Here is a 19,617-nt window from a genome sequence, read left to right on the forward strand (position 1 = left end):
ATAAAATGAGTGCGGTAAAATGCGCGGAGACGAAATTATACACTTTTCTTACACACGTTTTCCACAAGACAATGAGGATATTTTAGCAAAAAAATCCGGACTTATCAACAGGTGCTTTTGCCCTAATGATGGAAAAAAACGCGCAAATGACGTGCGGATCCCTTGACAGTGCGGCTTTTGTTCGTCTATAATGACGCCTAGTAAGCGAGTCTATCGAGTATATAGAAGGAGGTGACGAGAGGTGAAGAGAACATTTCAGCCCAACAATCATTGGAGAAAGAAGACGCATGGTTTCCGTGAGCGCATGAAGACGAAAGGCGGTCGCCTCGTACTGAAGAGAAGGCGTCAGCGCGGACGAAAGAAGCTGTCGGCGTAATTGCGTCGGGCTTGTCGGAGGTCACCGCGGGTGACCTCTTTTTTTAGCACTATGGACGAAAAAAGATACACATTGCCGCGTGCAAAGATGATTAAGCGGCGCAGCGACTTTCAGCTCGTCTATCAGCGGGGGGTGTCTGTCGCAGGGCGCCGCATGATCCTGTACGTCCTGCGCGATCCGCGCGTGGCGGGCAGGGTCGGCTTTGCCGCCGGAAAAAAGCTGGGCTGTGCCGCTGTGCGCAGCCGTGTCAAGCGCCTCCTGCGGGAGGCGTATCGCCTCATGCAGCACGAGCTGCGCAGGGATGTGGGGATTCTCCTCATCGGACGCGCGGGGCTCGTGGAGGGGAAAATGCAGGATGCCGCGCAGGATCTTCGGACGCTCGCGCGCCGCGCAAAGATCTTTGCGGCGGGGGGAACGCCGCGCCGCACGGGGGAGCAGTGATGAAGCGTCTGCTCCTTCTTCTGGTACAGTTTTATCGGTGCTGCATCTCGCCGCTTCTGCCGCCCTCCTGCCGCTACTATCCCACCTGCTCCGCGTACGCGATGGAGGCGATTGAGCGCTACGGCGCGCGGCGCGGCGGGTGGCTGGCGCTGCGGCGCATCCTGCGCTGTCACCCGTTTCATCGGGGCGGCTATGATCCCGTACCGTAGATTGTCCGTCATATTTATCACAGCGCCAAAAAATTTTTACAAGAACAACGGATCAATAAAGTACACTTAAAACTTCCCTATCAGTAGGAGGAAATCGCGTGATCGAATTTTTTAGCAACCTATTCGAGCCAATCATCCACGTTTTACAGTTCATCCTCGGCGGCTTTTACACCATCACGAGCGCCGCAGGACTCGTCAGCTACGGCTTTCCGATCATCCTGCTCACCATCCTCATCAAGGTCGTAACCTACCCGCTCACCGTCAAGCAGATCAAATCCATGAAGGCGATGCAGGAAATTCAGCCGAAGATGAAAAAGATCCAGGAGAAGTACAAGAACAATCCGCAGATGCTCCAGCAAAAGACGGGCGAACTCTTCCGCGAGGCGGGCGTCAATCCGCTCGCGGGCTGCCTGCCGCTCCTCGTACAGATGCCGATTCTCATGGGAATGTACTATGCACTCTTTAACTTCACCTTTCCGAGCGCGGAGGCGGCGGCGTTTTTCTGGCTGCCGAATATGTCCGAACCCGATCCACTCTACATCCTGCCCGTCCTGTCTGCCGTGACCACCTATCTGCAGCAAAAGATGACCTCCACCGAGATGAATGCGCAGATGAAGATCATGATGACTGTGATGCCGCTCTTCATCGGCTGGATCAGTCTGAACTTCCCCTCGGGACTCGTCCTCTACTGGGTGACGATGAACGTGGTGCAGATCACCCAGCAGTGGTGGATGTATCGCGGGGAGAACGCGGCGGTAAAGGAGGTACACTGAGATGGCAGAGATCATCGAGACCAGCGGAAAAACGGTCGAGGACGCGCTTTCTCTTGCCCTCGACAAGCTCGGCTGCGGCAGAGCCGAGGTTACCTACGAGATCGTACAGGAGCCCTCAGGCGGCTTTCTGGGGCTGTGGGGCAAGCGCGAGGCGCGGATCCGCGTGACGACGCGTCCCGTCATTCTCCCGCAGCGGACGGAGATCGCACAGCCGGCACAGCCGACGGTCATCGCGCCGCCGTCTGCCCCCGCGCCCGTACCGGCACCCGCAGAGCGCACGGAGGACGATGGGTTCGGTGTCCGTCCGAAGCGGTTCCACACCGATCTGCGCTCTTCGGCGCGCAAACCTGCTGCCGAGCGTGCACCGCGCCGTGAGCTGACCCCGCGCAGCTATGCGGACCGGCGCGAGGGATCGGCACGCAGCTACGGTACGCGCGGGGGATACGGGGAGAGCCGTCCGCCGCGCAGCCGCGGAGGTATGGTGCAGGGGGATCGTACGGATACGGGCTATGAGCGCCCCTACCGGGAGCGCACGGACAACCAGCTCATCCCGCTCACACAGGAGATGTCCGATGCGGCGGAGCGGTTCCTCCACGATATCTTTGCGACGATGAATCTCACGGTGACGCTGCGCCGCACGGATACCCCGTCGGGCACGATCTACAATATGCAGGGGGACAATCTCGGCATTCTTATCGGCAAGCACGGATCGACTCTCGATGCCCTGCAGTACCTCACGAATCTCGTCATCAACAAGATCCCGGAGACGGGCTATGCCCGCATCATCCTCGATGTGGAGGACTACCGTGCGCGCCGTGAGGAGACGCTCACGCGCCTTGCCGGCCATCTTGCGGACAAGGCGTGCCGCATCGGCGAGGAGATCCATCTGGAACCCATGAGCCGCCACGAGCGCAAGATCATCCATACCGCCCTGCAGGACAACCACCGCGTTACCACCTACAGTGCGGGCGACAACCCGCGCCGCTACGTCGTCATTGTGCCGCGCCGCCGGCGCTACGCGCGGGACTATGAGGAGCCGTATGACCGCTACGAGCGGTAGATATTGGACATAAAACAGGGGCTTCCCTCCGAAGTTTTCCGCTTCGGAGGGAAGCCCCTGTTTGTGCGATTCAGCCCTTGCCGAATCCAAAGAGTGACTTGATCTTGCCGGTGAGCCCTGTCGATTTCTCCGCAGGATCGACAATGACATTGTCACTGTCCGGTACATCGTCGTAGAGGTCGGAGTCCATCACTTTGCGTGGTTTTGCATCGTTGCGGCTCTCGGTGTCGCCGTCGCCGAGGTCAAACCCCGCGCCGTAGTTCGGCGAGAATCCGGTGATGATGGGGATGCCGCAGTTCGGACAGGCATTCGCATTGGAGGGAACAAATTTACTGCATTTTGGACAGAACATAGTTGCCTCACTTTCCAAAGACAGATACCACGGATTGATTCGTGTGGAACATTCACCGCGCCTCCGGATTGCCCTGATCGGCTCGCAGCAGCCGCAGCACACCGATCAGGGAGAGGATTCCGCAGAGCACCCAGAGGACGATGAAGATTGTGTCATCCGCCGTGCCGATGGTGACAAAGTCCTCAACAATGGCGCTGCCGACGGCAGTCTCATCCAGAGCATCGAGGCCGCCGAGGAAGCGTGCCAGCGCAATGGCGCTGAGGAGATTGGGCAGGAGGGCGGCGTAGACCATGAGCGCCTCCCACGGACTTTTGCCGCGCGTGCGCAGCCGCTGCACGACGAGCGGGAGTGCGGCGAGCGGGGAGATTGTGCCGCCGATCAGCAGGGCAAAGAAATCTGCGCCGGCGGGCATGAGATCGATTCCCGCGAGAACGATGATGAGCGGATAGAGAACCCCCTCTCCCAGCGTGGGCAGGATCAGTGCCCCGGCAGCGAGGGCGATCAACGCGCGAAAGACGAAATGTGCGCGATCCACGCGTCCCCTCATGGTGAGATATGCCGCGCGGACGGAGGGGATCGCCTCCTCGACCGGAGGCGCGCCGTAGCGGTTCGCCGCAGGCGATCCCTTTTTCAGAAAGATCCACGCTGCGTAGAACGTGAGGAGGAGAAAGGAGAGGCCGCACAGGACGAAATAGACGAGGACGAAGCCGCCGAGCATCAGCCCCAGCTCCTCGGGATCATCGAAGAAGATGAGCTGCGGACTGTGGTTCATTCCCTCGAACAGTGCGGCGAGGAGAAGGAGAAAGAGCAGGGGCAGTCCGAGCGCGATGAGGGCGACGAGCACGAGCGGGAAGGCAAATCCGCCGCTGCGGCCGATGTCGTGCAGCCGCCGCACGGTGGCGGGAATGGCGGCGAGGGGCAGGAGGATGGCAGTGGCGGCAAGGACGAGCGCGACCCCCATGCCGAGGAGAATCCAGAACGTGACCGCCGTCTCGCGAAAGAACAGCGTCGCCGTGAGATAGATGAGGGGCAGCAGCAGGGTGATGGCGGCAAAGTTCAGAAGGGAGGCACCGCCGCCCAGTGCTGCAATCGTCAGCGCATAGTCACGCCGTGTGAGCCTGCCGTGCAGGGAGAAAATCGCTTCATTCATGCGGGGACTCCGTCAGGACTGCTTGCTGCGATCCGTCGGTGGGGCAATATCCGTCGGCGTATCCGCGTAGGTTGCACGCGCGTAGGGATTCTCGTACACTTCCTCTGACCTTGGCTCCGGTGCAGCCACGCCCCCGAGTGGATCCGGGCCATAGCTGTTGTCACCCTGTGTGCCCTGCTTGAAAAGCAGGTAGAGAACCAGGCCGAGATTGATGAGGGGGACGAGGGATAGCAGCGCATAGTACCCCGATAGTCCGACATCGTGTAGACGGCGTATCATGAGCATATAGCCCGAGATGGTGATGGGAATGCGCAGGAGCTGGAGCAGCCCAAAGATGCCCAGCGCAGTCGATTCGTCCGGCTGCATGGAGGGATCCCCGAGCGCGAGTGCGAGGAAGCCGAGGACAAGGTAGGCGACGACGCTAAAGGCACCGAGCGCGAGGAGGCGCTTGATGTAGCGCTTGCGGTTGAGCCGCCCGTTCCACTGGAAGAAATTCTCTTTGATGCCGTTGTCAATCTGGTGCATGGTATTTATTCTCCTTATCTAGATCATCGTCCTCATTGTAGCATATTGCGAAAGAATTGGCAAAAACAAGGATACAAATGGACAGCGCGCCGCTTGCGGAAACGGCGCGCTGTCCATGTATAATAAAGTGTGGTATGGGGGCTGTGTTATACTTGCTACAGTTTCCGGCTATGCCGCACCCTCCTCGTTCTCGGCGGAGACGACGTTGCGTCCCTTCTCCTTAGAGAGGTAGAGTGCGCGGTCGGCACGGTCAATGAGCGCGCGGAGGCGATCCTTTTTGCCATGCCACGTCGATACGCCAAAGCTGAGGGTCACACCGTCGAGGCGCTGTTCAAGGATGCCGCGCAGATGGTCACAGAACACGACCATGGTCGCAAGATCGTAGTGCAGGGCAAGGAGGACGAACTCATCGCCGCCGTAGCGGATGAAGAGGTGGCGGCGGTCGATCTTCTCGTGGACGGTGTCGGCAATCAGACGGAGAATCCGATCGCCCGCGAGATGTCCCTTCGTATCATTGACCGTCTTGAAGTGATCCACATCAAAGATGGCGAACGAGAACTTGAACCCGCGCTCGTAGGAGAGTGCGGAGAATTCCGCAAAGCCCTCGCCGAGCTGGTGGCGGTTGTACGCGCCCGTGAGGAAGTCACGCTGCGCCTCGTCCTGCGAGATCTTGAGCTCGCGTACGAGATCTGCATTTTCCTGCGCGAGTGCGGCGTCCTCCAGCATCTGCTCACGGATCGTGTGAAAGATAAAGGGAATGCTCGCATAGATCGAAAAGACCGTGGTCGAGAGCATGACGGAGAGCTGATGATACTCCCAGTGCAACGCATCGATGGCGCCGAAGATCACAGTCGCCGTCATTGCGAATGCACCGTAACGGCAGGCGGGATGGCGCACCCAGTTCGAGCGGATGAGCGTGTAGATGAGGATGAGGCTGCCGATGAGCAGCAGCGGGTACAGGAGATAGAGCAGCCGCATATAGCCGTCGCACTGCGCGATCTCCATGATCGTCGACAGGGTAAACAGCGCGATGAATACGATCTTCGTCACGCGGGTGGACAGGACGAACTGCGGCGCGACGATTTCCTGTGTGATCCGCGCGCAGATGATGGGCATGGTGTAGAGCATGATGAGGTGCAGTTCCCACCAGACAGCTGGCATACCGTAGATGCGCGGGAAGAACGAAGAAGTCCCCGTCGTCCACAGGATGAAGCTCGCGAGGTAGGTGATGAGGTAGAACTGCATGCGGCGGCGGCCCGCCTTCGCGCCGCGCCATGTCAGATCCATGATGAGAAAGACGATCAGTGCAGCTGCCACCGAAAGGCTTGAGATGTAGATTGCATCGGCAAGGCTGAGGCTGCGCAGGAGCACTGCGGCGGAGCCGAGCCGAACGTAGTCAATGCTGCCGAGCCACTCCGGATATGCCGAGTGGAGCAGGATCGTGAGGCGCTTGCCCGCGAGGCTCTGATCGAGGTGGACGTAGTGAAATGCGCGTCCGCGTTCGCCCTCTGCACTGTCCCAGTCTCCGTGCATATAGACCAGCGCATCGTCCACGTAGACAATGGCGTCCTGATTCGTTGTCGAAAAGAGGATGTAATTGCCCGCAAAGCGTGCGGCCAGTGGAATGCGCCACGAGAGGCAGACGGCTGTCGATCCCTCGGGCATGGGCGGCGGCGCGGGATAGTCATACGCCTGCCAGTCGAAATTGTCCGCACGAAATCCAATGATATCCTTGTACTGCAGATCTCCCTGGAGGACAGCGTATTCGGCTTGTATCTGGGGATCCAGCGGCGTTGCAAGCAGCCGCCAGGTGGTCGTAGTCGCTCCGATGAGGAGTGAAACACAGAGCAGTGTGAGAACATTGCCCCGCAAAAATGCAAAAAGTCGTTGCATGGGTCTGCACCCCCTTTGCAAGAGGCGTGAAAACAATAAATTTTCGATGTGTTGATTTATTATACCATACAAATTAGAAGTAGAACAATAGAAAAATGAAAAAGAATACGAATATTAGCAAGGAAATAAGTGTATACAAAAAGAACTTCCCCGCGTATGCCATGCAGTTCATGGGGAAGTTCTTTCATTTGGCTCTATGATCGATGTTCGCTGCGATACTCCTAAGGAATCGCTGCTTTTATTAGTTTTTTTCAGGCGGCGCCTCGTCCTCGGTCGAGACGCTGTTGCGCCCCTTTTCCTTTGAGCAGTAGAGGGCACGGTCGCCGCGCTCCATCAGTGCCGTCATATTGTCATCTGCGCCGTGCCACGTCGAGACGCCGAAGCTCAGCGTGACCCCGTCCAGTGTCTGCGCGAGGGTGATGCGCAGATCCTCGCAGAACGCGCGCATCTCGGTGAGACTGTGATGGAGTGCGAGCACGATGAACTCATCGCCGCCGTAGCGGATGAAGATGTGGCGGCGGTCGATCTTTGCGTGTACGGTATCGGCGATTTGACGTAAAATCGCATCGCCGCCGAGATGCCCGCGCGTATCGTTGACCGTCTTGAAGTGATCCACGTCGAAGATGGCAAAGGAGAAGGCAAAGCCGCGCGTGTTGGCAAGTGCACTGTATTTTGCAACCCCGTCGACAAGCTGGTGCCGATTGTACGCGCCCGTCAGGAAGTCGCGGCTTGCCTCGTTTTGCGACTCCTGCAGCTCCTTTGCGAGGGTCTCGTTCTGGCGGGCAAGCCGCGCGTCCTCCAGCATCTGCTTACGGATGAGGAAGAAGACGAACGGAATGACCGAGTAGATGGAGAAGACCGTCGTCGAGAGAATGCCCGCAAACCAATGGTACTCAAAGTGCAGCGCGTCAAAGCCGACGAAGACGGTCAGCATCGTCATCGCGACAACGCCATAGCGGCACGCGGGATGTATCTGCGCATCCGAGCGCAGGAGTGCATGGAGCAGCACAAAGCAGGTGACGAGGAGGATGGGGTAGAAGAGATAGAGGAGATTCATATAGCCGTCCAGCCCAGCGATCTCCGTGATGCTCGCTATAGCAAAGAGCATCGTATACATGATAATAATGTTTCGTATTCGTTTTGTATAGGCGGGAGCAACGATCACCTCTGTAATCTTGGCAAAGGTGATGGGCATGACGTAGAGCATGATGAGGTGGATCTCCCACCACAGCTCCGGCATGCCGATGATGCGCGAGAAGAATGACGAGGTGCCCGTCGTCCACAGGATGAAGCTCATGAGGAAGGCGATGAGGTAGAACTGTATCCTGCGCCGCCTCTGGATGCCGCGCCAGACGAGATCCATGACGAGGAACACGATGAGTGAGAGGGCGATGGACAGACTTGCGATGTGGATCGCGTCCGTGAGGCTGACCTTGCGGATGAGGGAGCTCTCGCCGCCGATGAAGAAGTAGTCAATGCTGCCGAGCCAGTTGGCGTAGCCCGAGTGCAGCATGATCGTGAGCCGTTTGCCCGCGAGATCCTCGTCCGTGTGGACGAAATGGAGCGAACGTCCGCGTGCGTCCGTCAGTTGATCCCAGTTCCCGTGCATGTAGATCAGCACATCGTCCAGGTAGACGTAGGCGTCTTGATTCGTCACCGCAAAGAGAATGTGGTCGATAAAGTGCGGCGTATCCTCCGGAATCTCCCACGAGAGATAGACCGTCTGCGTGCCCGGCGGAATCGGGGGCGGTGTAGGGTAGTCGTAGCTTTTCCAGTCGAAATGATCCGGGTGGAACCCGATGATATCCTTGTACTCCGGACTGCCTTCCATCGTCGCATAGACCGGACGGATCGAGGCGTATGGCCCATCCGCGAGGTACTGCCACGTGAGTACCGCAATCCCGGCGATTGCAATGACACACGAAAGAATAATGCAGTTTCTCCAGATGGATCGAATGATGTTTTCCATGTGCTCACCCTTCTCCCGTTCCTGCCGTGCAGCGGGGAGATTTATTTTTAGGAATCACTGATCAAATGAAGTCTGCCAGATTGGCGTAGATTTTCCGCCGAAGTGCGGGCAAAAAAGATGCGCCAAGAGGCACAAGCTGAATTTATCAGGGCTTCCTTTATATCGTATATTTATTATAGCATAAAATGAACGCAGTGCATACATGGCTACAGGTTTTCTTATAAATAGACGCTCCGATGGCTTGGTGAAACGCGTCGGAGCGTCCGACATACAAACGGGGCTGCGGTACGAATTTTTAGCTTCGTACCGCAGCCCCGTATTGTGTCAATCGTGGAAGCCGGAGAGGTCGAGGGCGTCAAACCCTTCGAGGAGATCCTTGACCGTGCGTTCGATCTCGTCCGCACCGCCCGCCGCATCCGCCTCGATGTTCAGCGGCATATTCGGATCGTGCAGCGACATGCGCAAGAGAGCCCAGCCGCCTTCAAAGACGATGCGCACGCCCTCATAGGAGGGGCTGGCGATCGTGAGACCCCGCTCCTTTGCACGCTCCTCGAACGCCGCGAGCACCTTCTGCCCGTAAGCCTTGGCATCGTCCTGACCAATGACCTTGATGCGGATCTCGCGTGCCTCTGCTGGATAGCGGAGATTTGCGATCAGGTCGTCCAGTGTCCTGCCCTCGGCGCGTGCCTTTGCCGCTGCGATGATGAGCTTTACCGCGAGATAGGCGCCGTCGTCGAGGTAGTAGTTCTCGCTGAGTGCGCCGTGCCCTGAGGTCTCGATTGCCAGCGGCGCGACCTCGCCCGCCTCGTTCCGACGGATACACTCGTTGATGACGTTCTTGTACCCGCGCATGTAGCGCAGGTGCTTTAGGTGCAGCTCATGTTCAAGGAAGTCGGTGAGCCCGTCCGAGGTTACAGAGTCCGTGATGATGGTGGAGCCGGGGTAGTCGGGTGCAAGAATCGCTGCCATCATCGCAATCAGAGCATTGCGGCTGACATCCGTGCCGTCCGCGAGCACGGCGCTCATGCGGTCGACGTCCGTGTCGAAGATGAGGCCAAGATCCGCGTCACTCTCGATCACCGCCTCCTTGATCGCACGCATGGCGGCGGGATCCTCGGGATTCGGGACGTGGTTCGGGAAATGGCCGTCGGGGTTGAGGAACCTGCTGCCCGTCGTATCCGCGCCGAGCGGGGTGAGGATGCGCCCCGCGAAGAAACCGCCCGCGCCGTTGCCCGCATCCACAACGATGTGCATGCCCGCGAGCGGCTTTTCCGCGCCGCCGAGTGCCGTGCGGATCTTCTTGACGAGGTGCTCGCTGTAGCGTCCGATGAGGTCGAACTTCAGCACGTTGTCGAGGGTGCCGTGCGCCTCCTCTGCCTCGGCGGCGTAGGAGAGGATCTTCTGGATGTCCGCCTTGTCCGCGCCGCCCGCTGCGGTGAAGAACTTCAGCCCGTTGCGGTTGTACGGGAGGTGGCTCGCGGTGATCATGATGGAGCCGTCCGCCGCCGTGTCCTCGAAGATCGTCGCCATGAACATGGCGGGTGTGGAGGCGAGCACGCAGTCAATCCCGTGTGCACCCGTGGACGTGAGCCCTGTGAGGACACAGTCCTTGATGGCAAGGGCGGAGATGCGCGAGTCATGGCCGACCGCGATCTGCAGTTCCTCGGGCTTCTTGCCCGTTTTCTCCGCAAGCAGACGCACAAACCCCATCGCAATGCGGTTCGCCGCCTCTGGCGTCAGGGTGACCGGCTCGCCGGGGACACCTGCGACGGCGACGCCGCGAATGTCGCTGCCGTTTGCAAGCTTCTTGAAATCATCGTACGTCAGTGGCATTGGGATTCCTCCTTACTGTATCAAGAGCCTCCGTTTCGAGGCTCTATGATAAAAGTTACGGACAAAAGAAAATGCAGTACTCCTAAGCAAACCCTAGTGGAGCAAGCGGCGTAGAGTGTGCGACCCGCCCCCTGCGGATTTTAATCGGAGGGGCGCAGCGCGTTTGGAATCCGCAGGTATTTAGGCGGACGAGCACACGTCCGCTTGCGTAACGAGGGTTCTGCGTGGAGTACGCAGCGAAAATCCGTAACAGTTGCCATAGACCCCGTTTCGATGGGGGAGGTTGATCGGTCATATCCTTTGGGCAGCCATGCGCAGCATGGTAAAAGGGGCATTGGACGGGGGCTGCTTTCTCACTCCGCCCCGAAGAATTCCTCCTCAAGGGCGATGCACAGGGCGTGATAGATCGGGAGATGGTACTCCTGAATCATGTATGTTTCATCGGAGGGCGCCTTGATTGTGATGTCCGCATAGCCGCCCGAGACACATTTGCCGCCCGAGGCGCCCGTGAGGGCGATGGTCGTGAGCCCCAGCGCCTTCGCCATGCGGAAGGCATAGAGCACATTCTTCGAGTTGCCCGAGGTCGTGATGCCGAGCAGCACATCCTCCGGCTTTCCAAGCCCCAGCACCTGCTGTGCAAACGTGAGGTCGGGCGCCTGATCGTTCGAGAACGCCGTGCTGATCGCGAGCTGCGAGGGCAGCGAGATCGCGGGCAGCGCTCCCTGCAGGTTCTGCATGAAGTAGTCGACCGTCTTCGGATCCGTTGCGTCGCACTCCTCGTGCAGTTTTTCGAGGAGATCTTCGCCGAGGTGGCGCGGCAGGAGAAAGCCCTTCATCAGCTCGCCAACGATGTGCTCCGCGTCCGAGGCGGAGCCGCCGTTGCCGCAGACGATGAGCTTGCCGCCCGTGCGGTAGCTTGTCACGAGTGCCTCGATGGCGGCACGGATGTCGACCGCGCACGGCGCGAGCGCGGGATAGCGTGCGATGAGGGTGTCTATGGCTGCGTAGGTAGATGGCTTAATCATGTGGTACTCCTTCCAAAGATGTCTTCGCTTCTATTATGGCGGATGGGTCTGCGTTTTTCAAGGGGAAATATGGGATGGATCAGAAAAAGTAGAGCGGTATTTATCTTTATTTATCGTTATTTTATATAATTTATTTGTATTTATTTACTAAAGCATGAATCTATGGAAACAGGGATGAAAATGGGGCTGTTGCACGAACGCCCCTATCGGCTCGCTGCACTCGCCACTTCCCCCGCTCTGGCGGGGGAAGCTAAGATGCCATAATCCTAGCCTCCCCCGTGCGACACGGGGGAGGGGGACCGCGTAAGCGGTGGAAGGGGCGCTTGTAGCGATATCGCTGACATAGACAAGGGCTGCTGCACGAATTTTTAGCTTCGTGCAGCAGCCCCCATTTTTACGGTTTAAGGAAGCACTGATAAATTCAGCCGCGCCATCTTAGCGCATCTTTTTTGCCCGCTTTTCGTTAGCAAATCCTCCACATAGCTTTGGCTATGCGTCCGGTTTGCTGCCTCAATCGGACGAAAAAATCTACGCCAATCTGAGGGTCTATTTTATCAGCGATTCCTTAAGTGAATGTACTCGCGCTTTAACGGCTGCGGTAGTGGTCGGCAATCGTGCGGGCGCTTTCACCGGCGACATCGCTGTGCGAGTTCATCGGTGCTGCGTAGGACGCGGGTGCGCCCTGCGGACGGATGTCCGTAATGGGCGGCTGCGGTGCTGCTGCCTGCTGCGGACGCGCCGCGCTCTGGTAGACGTTCTCCTCCTTGCGGGAGCGGAAGCGGTTCCACACCCAGCGGATCGCCATAAAGGCAACGATGGCGATGGCGACGTTCGTGAGGACACCGAGGATGTCGGCGAGCATTCCGCCGCCCATGCCGAACATGGAGGCAAGCAGTCCGCCGAGCATCATGCCGCCCGCGAGAAGCCCGATGTTGCGCAGGGTGTTGCCCCAGCCTGAGCTTTTCTGTGCCTGACTTGCGGCGTTTGCAGCATTCGGCGTATTTGCCTTTGCGCCTGCGGCAGGAGAGTTCTTGTCGAGCTGGTTTGCGCTCTTGGACGGAGCATAGCCCTCGCCATTGCCGGAGACGGACTTGCTCTGGCTGCCGCTCTGCGTGCTCGGTGCCGCCTTCGGTGCTGCGGGAGCCGCCTTCGGCGCGATGCGCGCGCCGCCCTTTGCCGCCTCTGCCTGCGCACCGAGGGTGCTCTGCACGGCATTCGGGACGATGAGGGGGGCGGTAAAGGTCAGCGAGCCGACCATCGCCGCAGCGATGAGTTTCTTGAGTTTCATTCGATGTTCTCCTTTATCTATCATTCGAAACGGGGGAGCCCCGGTATTCGGGCTTAGTGAGATATCTTACCACGCGATACCCCTCGCAGAACCCTCGTTGCGCAAGCGGTCGTGTGCTCGTCCGCGAGGGAATCACGGACGCATTCAGCTATCCATCTTGGCACATCTTTTGCGCCCTCTCTGCGTCGATAAATCCTCAGCATAGCCACCGCTATGCTTCCGGTTGATCTCCTTGATAGGACGGAAAATCCGCACCAATCTGAACAGCATCATTGCGTTCGTGATTCCCCAATACCTGCGGATTCCAAACGCGCTGCGCCTCTCCGATTAAAATCCGCAGGGGGCGGGTCGCACACTTTTCTCCGCTTGCTCCACTAGGGTTTGCTACGGAGCATCGCATGGCGAGATGGCTATGCGTTTGAGAGGGGTGCGCACGGCAGCTTTTTCGCTATTCCCGATAAGACTTCACATCCTCGGGGAAGGCGTAGATCTCGCCGACGGTGTCGAGCTCGCCCGAGAGATATCGGTCGATGTCGTCCACGTCGATGTAGAGTTTGCACTCGATGTCGAGATAGCCCTGCTCGCGGCCGTCCGAGAGGTCGCGGATCGCCATGAGTTTTTCGCGGAGCTTCAGGAGGTCGGAGCGCGTCGCGTGCACGTCAAGGCGCAGCTGCGGCACGCCGTATTCCTTGAGAACTTCATCCATTGTCATACGCTGTGACATAGTAGTTTCCTTTCTCTGTCGTTCATCATTGACTATTTGTCTTTTATCCTATCCGATGATGCTGAATTTTGGCTGAATACCTCCTCCTTGTCCCGCCGCTTGCGGAGGGCGAGGAGCGCGGTACGGAGCGCACGCTTTTCATAGAGATAGGACTCGTAGTCGAGGTCGCCTATGGCATTTTGCATCCGCGCCTCTAGGGTGTGCATTGCTGCCTCCGTCCGCCGTATGGCATCATCCAGATCTGACACTTCATTTCCTCCCATCATTTACTATATTGTAACAGTTTTGGGAAAAATTGTCTACATTTACGTGAGAACCTGTGTTATAATGAGAATTATTGCAAAATGAGAAGAGGTTTCGCTTTGAAGAAACAGTTTTATGAAAATGTACGCGAGAATACGATTGTGCTCGAACGTACGCAGAATGCGCAGCGGACGCGCTTGATCCTTGCGCGTACGGTTGTCTTTCCTGCGATGTTTGTCGCGCTCATCCATGGATATGATGTGGATGCGCCCGCAGAGATGATGCTCGGGGGCTTTCTGCTGCTGCTCTTTGTTGTCCTTGTGGCGCGCCATCGGAAATTGGAGCGGCTGCGTCTCCTCACGAAGGCGTATCTTGCGGTGACGGCGGGCTATCTCGCGCGCTTTACGGGGGAGTGGAAGTCGCTGCCCGAGGACGGTGCCGGCTATGGGAAGGAGAAGCGTCCGCCCGACCGCGACCTGCATATCTTTGGCGCGGCCTCGCTCTATCAGTATCTCTGCGCGGCGCGGACGCAGGCGGGACGCGAGCGCCTTGCCGCCGCGCTCACGGCGACCCCGCGCGACCTCGCGCGGACGCGGCAGCGGCAGGCGGCAGTGGCGGAGCTGCTGGTGCATCCGCTGCTGTGCATCGAGCTGGAAGCGCGCGGGGCGCGTCTGCCCGATGGGCACGATACGCGAGCGCTGGCAAAGGAGCTGGCGCAGCCACTCAGCAGCTCGCTCAAAGTAATTTCCTGCATTGGCATTGTGTTTGCAAGCGCTTTTGTCTTATCGTTCCTGTGGGCTGCTCTCGCGGGCGGATCATGGATACTGCCGCTCTTCCTCTTTATGTTCAACCTGACGGTCGCGATTGCATTCTATCCGCGTACGCAGCGCGAACTCGCACCGCTCGGGCGCATGGCACGGGAGCTGCGGCTCTACGGCAGGATCTTCCGGACGCTGGAGCGTGCGCCGCTGCGTGGGGAGGCGTTTGCGGCGGTTCTCGCGCCGCTCTTTGCGCCTGTCCGTGCGACGACGGCGCAGAGTAGACTGACGACGCTCGCGGAGTGTGCAGCAATGCGGCGGAATGTTCTCTTTTTCATGCTGGCGAACGGGGCGCTCCTCTGGGATCTGCACTGTATGGCATATTTCTCCCACTGGCGCGTGCAGGCGGGCACGGCGGCTGCGGGCTGGCTCAAGGTCTGGGCAGAGGTGGAGGTGCTCTTGTCGCTCGCACGGGTAGGTCACACCCGTGCGGTGCATACGTTCCCGCAGTTCCTCGATGAGGCGGTGCCGCGCCTCGATGCGCAGGGGGCAATGCCCCTCGTCATCGCGGAGGAGACGGCGACACCGAATGATGCGCATCTCGCGGCGGGGACACTCGTCATCACGGGGTCGAATATGTCAGGTAAGACAACGTATATGCGGACGCTTGGCTCTAACACTGTTCTTGCATACGCCGGCGCGCCTGTGTGTGCCTCCTCCTTTGCACTGACACCGATGGCGGTCTATACCTCGATCCAGATCAGCGACGATCTCGCGGGCGGGATCTCGACGTTCTATGCGGAGCTTCTGCGCATCAAGAAGATGATGGAATACAGCAAGCGCGGCAAGCCGATGCTCATTCTCATCGACGAGATCTTTCGCGGGACGAACTCCGCCGACCGCATTGTCGGCGCACGGGAGGCGATTCGCCGCCTGACGCTGCCGCATGCGATTACGATTGTGACGACGCACGACTTTGAGCTGTGCGATCTCGGGCGTGAGGGGGTGCCTGTTGCCAACGCGCATTTCGAGGAGCACTATGAGGGTGACAAGATCCTCTTTGACTTCAAGATTCGCACGGGGCGCTGCCGGACGACGAATGCACAGTATCTGCTGCGGATGGCGGGCATTATGGGGGAGTGAGATCTGCGTAACAAGGGTTCTGCGTGGAGCACGCAGCGCGAATCCGTAACACTTGCCATAGTGCTCTCTTTCGGCACTATGATAAATGAATGTTACGGACAAAAGCAAATGCAGTACTCCTAAGCAAACCCTAGTGGAGCAAGCGGCGTAGAGTGTGCGACCCGCCCCCTGCGGATTTTAATCGTTCAAGCGCAGCGCGTTTGGAATCCGCAGGTATTTAGGCGGATGAGCACACGTCCGCTTGCGTAACGAGGGTTCTGCGTGGAGTACGCAGCGCGAATCCGTAACAGCTGCCATAGACCCTCTCTTTCGGATGCCGTGACAACGCTTATAAAATCTGCTATAATAGGAAAGTATTTCAACCGGATGCAAATGCGGATAAATCCGCTGAAAGGATATGGAATGAGTGAGCGAGGAGCACGACCTGCCGCAACGGCGGGCGTCATGACGGCTGCGGCGGTGGTCTACGCGCTGGCGGCGATCTACCTGCCCATGCTGACCATGATGATGGGGATGCTCTGGCCGGTGTTCGTTGCACTTGTCACGGTGCGTGTGGGGCTGCGCTGGGGCGTTCTTGCCGCAGCGGCGGCACTGCTTCTCACGATGCTCTTTGCGACGCCGGTCACGGGAGCCTTCTTCGTCCTCTCGTTTGCGCCGACGGGGCTTGTCCTCGGGGCGCTCTTTCGGAACGGGACGAACACCGCGCGCGCACTTGTGGGCGGTGCGCTTGCTTCCCTCGGCGGAAAGGCTGCGGCGGCAGGCATGATGCTGCTGCTCTTTGGGCTGAATCCCTTTGCCATGGATGTTTCCACAGCAAATGAGGCGATGGATGAGACGCTCGCCATCTACCGCTCGCTCGGCATGGACGAGGCACAGATCGAGGGGACGCGTGCGGCCTCGGCACAGGTGCTCGAACTCTTCGTGCTGCTGCTGCCCACATTATTTCTCGGCAGTTCCGTGATCGAGGTGGCGGTATCGTTTGCCGTTCTGCGCAAGGTGCTCGCGCGTCTTGGAATCCCTGCGGCACCGCTGCCCGCCTTTACCGCGTGGCGTTTGCCCCTCTTTTTTTCCTATCTCTTTGCATTCTCCCTGATCGGGCTTTACTGGGGGACGACGCGGGACATTGCATGGCTCTATCAACTGGCACTGAACGGCTACCTGATCGCGTTCCTTGCGGGGCTTGTGCAGGGCCTCTCCCTCATACAGTTCTTGATGCAGCATTTCCGTGTTTCCGCCTTTGTGCGCACGCTGATCTATGTCTTCATTGCACTGAACGGCTTTATGACGCAGATCGTGTCATGGACGGGGCTGTTTGATATCGCATTTGACTATCGAAAGAAAATACGAGAACGTAAATAAACAGGGTATTGTATATATATTGTCTATATAAAAGAAGGTGATTTTATGCCGCAGAACTTATCGGCGTGGATCGATCTCACGATCCATCTGATCGTGATGCTCGCGCTTGCGCTTGTGACGTTCTGCTACAACTCCTACGTGGGGGCTGCCGCGCTCCTTGTCTGGGCACTCCTTACCGCGTTTGCATGGGAACGGTGTCGTGACAGAGAGAGGCGTTTTGAACGCTACTGTATGGGCGTTATCCGCAATGTCAATCATGTTATGAACTATGCGGTGGACGCTCTGCCGCAGTCCATTCTCCTCGTGAACAAGGATGGTCATCTCGAATGGTGCAACGATCAGCTCGGAGCGGCACTGGGCGGGACGAAGCCGGAGCAGGGAACGGCGGTTGCGGACTTCTGGCCGAAGGTCGACATCGCGGCGCTCTGGGACGAGGAGGGGGAGCATCATTTCTCTCATGAGGGGCGTTCCTACCGTGTCCATCATCGGATGGTGCCGACGTCGCCGCAGATGGATCCGCTGTTGGCTCTGTATGTGGAGGACGAGACGGAATTTGCCAATCTGCGGCAGCGCTTTCATGCGAGCCGTACGGCGCTCCTCTACATTCAGCTGGACAACTACGATGAGATCATGCAGGGGCAGACGGAGGCGGAGAAGTCCATGCTGCTGCTCGCTGTGCGCGAGTGTCTGGACGCATGGATGGATGGGCACGGCGGCTTTATGCGCAGCATTTCAGATGGGGAGTTTGTGGCGCTGCTGGATCGTCAGTCCCTGGATCATGCGGTGGCGGAGAAGTTCGACATCCTCGATCAGGTGCGCAAGATCGTCAACTCGAAGGGGCTGCCGGTCACGCTCTCCATCGGGCTTTCGCTTGCGGAGGAGCAGACGTTCAAGGTACTGGGCGAGGAGGCAGAGGCAAAGCTCGATCTCGCCCTTGGCCGCGGCGGCGACCAGGTTGCGGCGGGCATCGGCGGCAAGACGCAGTTTTTTGGCGGCAAGGCAAAGGCGGTCGAAAAGCATACGCGCGTGAAGGCACGCGTCGTGGCACACGCCCTGCGCGATATCATGGAGAGTGCGGACAAGGTTTACGTCATGGGGCATCACAATGAGGACTATGACTGCTTCGGCGCGGCAATGGGTGTGGCGTGCATGGCACGGGTTCTTGGCAAGCCCGTCCACATCGTTCTCAGCGATATGAATGAGGGCATCGACCGGATTCTGGATATGGCAGGGAAGGATGAGGCGTACGATGGTCTCTTTGTCCACCCTGACGACATTTCCGGCGTCATCTCTCTCTCGGCACTGCTCGTCGTGGTGGATGCGCATATTCCGCACATTCTTGCCGATCCGACCCTTTTGGAGCGCATTCCGAAGCTCGTTGTGATCGACCATCATCGCCGCAGTGAGAACTTTGTCAAGAATCCGCTGCTCGTCTACATCGAGACGGCATCGAGTTCTGCGAGCGAGCTGGTGACGGAGCTCTTGATGTACTTTGGTGACAGCGTCCGACCGACGCGGCTCGACGCGACGGCGCTTTACTCTGGGATCGTGGTGGATACGAAGAACTTCAACGTCGGCGCAGGTGTGCGCACCTTCGATGCGGCGGCGTACCTGCGCCGTGCGGGCGCGGATCCCGTTCTCGTGCGGGCACTGTTTCAGAGTGACTATGAGACGACGGTGGCACTCGCGCGTGCAAAGGCGAATGCGGAGTACTTCCCCGGCGGTCTGATCGTCGGCAGCATCTCCGAGCGTCTGCCGAACGGGCAGATCATTGCGGCGCAGGCAGCGGATGGCATGCTGCGTGTGGACGGGGTGCGTATGAGCATCTACGTGTTTCAGCTGCCGGGTGATGTCGTGGGCATCAGTGCGCGCTCGACGGGCGAGATGAATGTTCAGGTGATTATGGAGGCGTTCGGCGGCGGCGGTCACGCGAATGTGGCGGGTGCGCAGGTAAAGGGCATGCCGCTCAGTGTTGTGCGCGGCAACGTCGTTGATCGTGCGCGGGCATACATAGAGGAGATGGATAACGATGAAAGTCATACTGCAGGCTGATGTTAAGAATATCGGGAAAAAGGGCGAGATCGTGGAGGTTGCGGACGGCTACGGACGCAATTTCCTCCTGCCGAGGAAACTCGCGCTGCCGGCGAACACGGAGAATGTGAACGTGGCAAAGGCACAGGCGGGCGCGAAGGCACGCAAGGATGCTATGGCGGTCGACGAGGCAAAGCTCATGGCGGCGCAGCTTGAAAAGGTCGAGGTGGAGATCCCCGTGCGCATCGGTGAGAACGGACGCCTCTTCGGCGCGGTGACGGGCAAGGATGTCGCCGAGGCGCTGAAGAAGAAGAACATCGACGTGGATCGCCGCAAGATCACGATTCGCGGTGAGGTTGTCGGTGAGGGGTTGTACGAGGCTATCGTCAAGGTGCATCCGAACATCTCCACGACGATCAAGATTCATGTAAAGAAGGAGTAGCGCTGCAAACAAAAAGCCTCCCC

The 19,617-nt window shown here is 58.6% G+C and carries 20 protein-coding genes; 9 read left to right on the top strand and 11 right to left on the bottom strand.

Annotation, left to right across the window (positions count from 1 at the left end):
• Window positions 1–241: 241 nt before the first annotated feature.
• The 5 genes from rpmH (at window position 242) to jag (ending at window position 2,859) form a co-directional block, all read left to right on the top strand.
• On the top strand, window positions 242–376 hold the full coding sequence (rpmH, locus tag C8273_RS01150) for a 50S ribosomal protein L34 (protein WP_006305399.1): 135 nt from the start codon (window positions 242–244) through the stop codon (window positions 374–376).
• Between the two features lie 51 nt (window positions 377–427).
• A complete protein-coding gene (gene rnpA / locus C8273_RS01155) occupies window positions 428–817 on the top strand; it encodes a ribonuclease P protein component (protein ID WP_106626031.1) in 390 nt (129 codons plus the stop codon).
• Window positions 817–1,026, top strand: a complete 210-nt coding sequence (gene yidD, locus C8273_RS01160; protein ID WP_106626032.1) for a membrane protein insertion efficiency factor YidD — start codon at window positions 817–819, stop codon at window positions 1,024–1,026. Before rnpA ends, yidD begins: the two co-directional genes overlap by 1 nt.
• Window positions 1,027–1,124: 98 nt before the next feature.
• A complete protein-coding gene (locus C8273_RS01165) occupies window positions 1,125–1,799 on the top strand; it encodes a YidC/Oxa1 family membrane protein insertase (protein WP_106626033.1) in 675 nt (224 codons plus the stop codon).
• Window position 1,800: 1 nt separating this feature from the next.
• Complete coding sequence (jag, locus tag C8273_RS01170; protein WP_106626034.1) at window positions 1,801–2,859, top strand: RNA-binding cell elongation regulator Jag/EloR; 1,059 nt, start codon at window positions 1,801–1,803, stop codon at window positions 2,857–2,859.
• 70 nt (window positions 2,860–2,929) lie between these two features.
• Here the strand turns inward: jag and C8273_RS01175 are convergent, their stop codons facing one another.
• From C8273_RS01175 to C8273_RS01230, 11 genes are all read right to left on the bottom strand, one after another.
• Window positions 2,930–3,211 carry a zinc ribbon domain-containing protein gene (locus tag C8273_RS01175; RefSeq protein WP_106626035.1) on the bottom strand — a complete coding sequence of 94 codons (282 nt, stop codon included), beginning with the start codon at window positions 3,209–3,211 and terminating at the stop codon, window positions 2,930–2,932.
• A gap of 52 nt (window positions 3,212–3,263) precedes the next feature.
• The gene (locus tag C8273_RS01180; RefSeq protein ID WP_106626036.1) at window positions 3,264–4,361 is read right to left on the bottom strand and encodes a DUF805 domain-containing protein; all 1,098 of its coding nucleotides are present in this window, start codon (window positions 4,359–4,361) and stop codon (window positions 3,264–3,266) included.
• A 12-nt stretch (window positions 4,362–4,373) separates the two neighbouring features.
• Complete coding sequence (locus tag C8273_RS01185; RefSeq protein ID WP_106626037.1) at window positions 4,374–4,886, bottom strand: DUF805 domain-containing protein; 513 nt, start codon at window positions 4,884–4,886, stop codon at window positions 4,374–4,376.
• A gap of 168 nt (window positions 4,887–5,054) precedes the next feature.
• The gene (locus tag C8273_RS01190) at window positions 5,055–6,779 is read right to left on the bottom strand and encodes a GGDEF domain-containing protein (RefSeq protein WP_106626038.1); all 1,725 of its coding nucleotides are present in this window, start codon (window positions 6,777–6,779) and stop codon (window positions 5,055–5,057) included.
• A 241-nt stretch (window positions 6,780–7,020) separates the two neighbouring features.
• Entirely contained in the window at window positions 7,021–8,748 is a 1,728-nt protein-coding gene (locus tag C8273_RS01195) for a GGDEF domain-containing protein (RefSeq protein WP_106626039.1), read from the bottom strand.
• Window positions 8,749–9,072: 324 nt separating this feature from the next.
• On the bottom strand, window positions 9,073–10,581 hold the full coding sequence (locus C8273_RS01200) for a phosphohexomutase domain-containing protein (RefSeq protein ID WP_106626040.1): 1,509 nt from the start codon (window positions 10,579–10,581) through the stop codon (window positions 9,073–9,075).
• A gap of 353 nt (window positions 10,582–10,934) precedes the next feature.
• Window positions 10,935–11,606, bottom strand: coding sequence for a D-sedoheptulose-7-phosphate isomerase (locus C8273_RS01205; protein ID WP_106626041.1), 672 nt, complete (start codon window positions 11,604–11,606; stop codon window positions 10,935–10,937).
• 401 nt (window positions 11,607–12,007) lie between these two features.
• Window positions 12,008–12,121 carry a secretion protein HlyD gene (locus C8273_RS12870; RefSeq protein ID WP_106626817.1) on the bottom strand — a complete coding sequence of 38 codons (114 nt, stop codon included), beginning with the start codon at window positions 12,119–12,121 and terminating at the stop codon, window positions 12,008–12,010.
• Window positions 12,122–12,192: 71 nt separating this feature from the next.
• Complete coding sequence (locus C8273_RS01215) at window positions 12,193–12,894, bottom strand: hypothetical protein (protein ID WP_106626042.1); 702 nt, start codon at window positions 12,892–12,894, stop codon at window positions 12,193–12,195.
• Between the two features lie 448 nt (window positions 12,895–13,342).
• Entirely contained in the window at window positions 13,343–13,618 is a 276-nt protein-coding gene (locus tag C8273_RS01225; RefSeq protein ID WP_040571326.1) for a hypothetical protein, read from the bottom strand.
• Between the two features lie 32 nt (window positions 13,619–13,650).
• On the bottom strand, window positions 13,651–13,866 hold the full coding sequence (locus C8273_RS01230; RefSeq protein WP_106626044.1) for a V-type ATP synthase subunit D: 216 nt from the start codon (window positions 13,864–13,866) through the stop codon (window positions 13,651–13,653).
• A gap of 96 nt (window positions 13,867–13,962) precedes the next feature.
• Here C8273_RS01230 and C8273_RS01235 point away from each other — a divergent pair, with 96 nt between their 5' ends.
• From C8273_RS01235 to rplI, 4 genes are all read left to right on the top strand, one after another.
• A complete protein-coding gene (locus tag C8273_RS01235; protein WP_106626045.1) occupies window positions 13,963–15,762 on the top strand; it encodes a MutS-related protein in 1,800 nt (599 codons plus the stop codon).
• Window positions 15,763–16,164: 402 nt separating this feature from the next.
• Window positions 16,165–17,121, top strand: a complete 957-nt coding sequence (locus C8273_RS01240; protein ID WP_159060724.1) for a YybS family protein — start codon at window positions 16,165–16,167, stop codon at window positions 17,119–17,121.
• Between the two features lie 45 nt (window positions 17,122–17,166).
• The gene (locus C8273_RS01245; protein ID WP_106626047.1) at window positions 17,167–19,173 is read left to right on the top strand and encodes a DHH family phosphoesterase; all 2,007 of its coding nucleotides are present in this window, start codon (window positions 17,167–17,169) and stop codon (window positions 19,171–19,173) included.
• Window positions 19,151–19,594 carry a 50S ribosomal protein L9 gene (rplI, locus tag C8273_RS01250; protein ID WP_106626048.1) on the top strand — a complete coding sequence of 148 codons (444 nt, stop codon included), beginning with the start codon at window positions 19,151–19,153 and terminating at the stop codon, window positions 19,592–19,594. The genes C8273_RS01245 and rplI overlap by 23 nt, the downstream gene beginning before the upstream one ends.
• The last annotated feature ends 23 nt before the right edge of the window (window positions 19,595–19,617 follow it).

Source organism: Candidatus Centipeda massiliensis, from assembly GCF_900290285.1.
GTDB classification, from domain to species: domain Bacteria; phylum Bacillota; class Negativicutes; order Selenomonadales; family Selenomonadaceae; genus Centipeda; species Centipeda massiliensis.

Excerpts from the sequence above, each read along its gene's own strand:
- rnpA (WP_106626031.1), top strand. The coding sequence starts at position 428 with ATGGACGAAAAAAGATACACATTGCCGCGTGCAAAGATGATTAAGCGG.
- C8273_RS01180 (WP_106626036.1), bottom strand. The coding sequence starts at position 4,361 with ATGAATGAAGCGATTTTCTCCCTGCACGGCAGGCTCACACGGCGTGAC.
- C8273_RS01215 (WP_106626042.1), bottom strand. The coding sequence starts at position 12,894 with ATGAAACTCAAGAAACTCATCGCTGCGGCGATGGTCGGCTCGCTGACC.
- C8273_RS01190 (WP_106626038.1), bottom strand. The coding sequence starts at position 6,779 with ATGCAACGACTTTTTGCATTTTTGCGGGGCAATGTTCTCACACTGCTC.
- C8273_RS01200 (WP_106626040.1), bottom strand. The coding sequence starts at position 10,581 with ATGCCACTGACGTACGATGATTTCAAGAAGCTTGCAAACGGCAGCGAC.
- C8273_RS01185 (WP_106626037.1), bottom strand. The coding sequence starts at position 4,886 with ATGCACCAGATTGACAACGGCATCAAAGAGAATTTCTTCCAGTGGAAC.
- C8273_RS01225 (WP_040571326.1), bottom strand. The coding sequence starts at position 13,618 with ATGTCACAGCGTATGACAATGGATGAAGTTCTCAAGGAATACGGCGTG.
- C8273_RS01245 (WP_106626047.1), top strand. The coding sequence starts at position 17,167 with ATGCCGCAGAACTTATCGGCGTGGATCGATCTCACGATCCATCTGATC.
- C8273_RS01175 (WP_106626035.1), bottom strand. The coding sequence starts at position 3,211 with ATGTTCTGTCCAAAATGCAGTAAATTTGTTCCCTCCAATGCGAATGCC.
- yidD (WP_106626032.1), top strand. The coding sequence starts at position 817 with ATGAAGCGTCTGCTCCTTCTTCTGGTACAGTTTTATCGGTGCTGCATC.
- C8273_RS01235 (WP_106626045.1), top strand. The coding sequence starts at position 13,963 with ATGAGAAGAGGTTTCGCTTTGAAGAAACAGTTTTATGAAAATGTACGC.
- rplI (WP_106626048.1), top strand. The coding sequence starts at position 19,151 with ATGAAAGTCATACTGCAGGCTGATGTTAAGAATATCGGGAAAAAGGGC.
- C8273_RS01205 (WP_106626041.1), bottom strand. The coding sequence starts at position 11,606 with ATGATTAAGCCATCTACCTACGCAGCCATAGACACCCTCATCGCACGC.
- C8273_RS01195 (WP_106626039.1), bottom strand. The coding sequence starts at position 8,748 with ATGGAAAACATCATTCGATCCATCTGGAGAAACTGCATTATTCTTTCG.
- C8273_RS01240 (WP_159060724.1), top strand. The coding sequence starts at position 16,165 with ATGAGTGAGCGAGGAGCACGACCTGCCGCAACGGCGGGCGTCATGACG.
- jag (WP_106626034.1), top strand. The coding sequence starts at position 1,801 with ATGGCAGAGATCATCGAGACCAGCGGAAAAACGGTCGAGGACGCGCTT.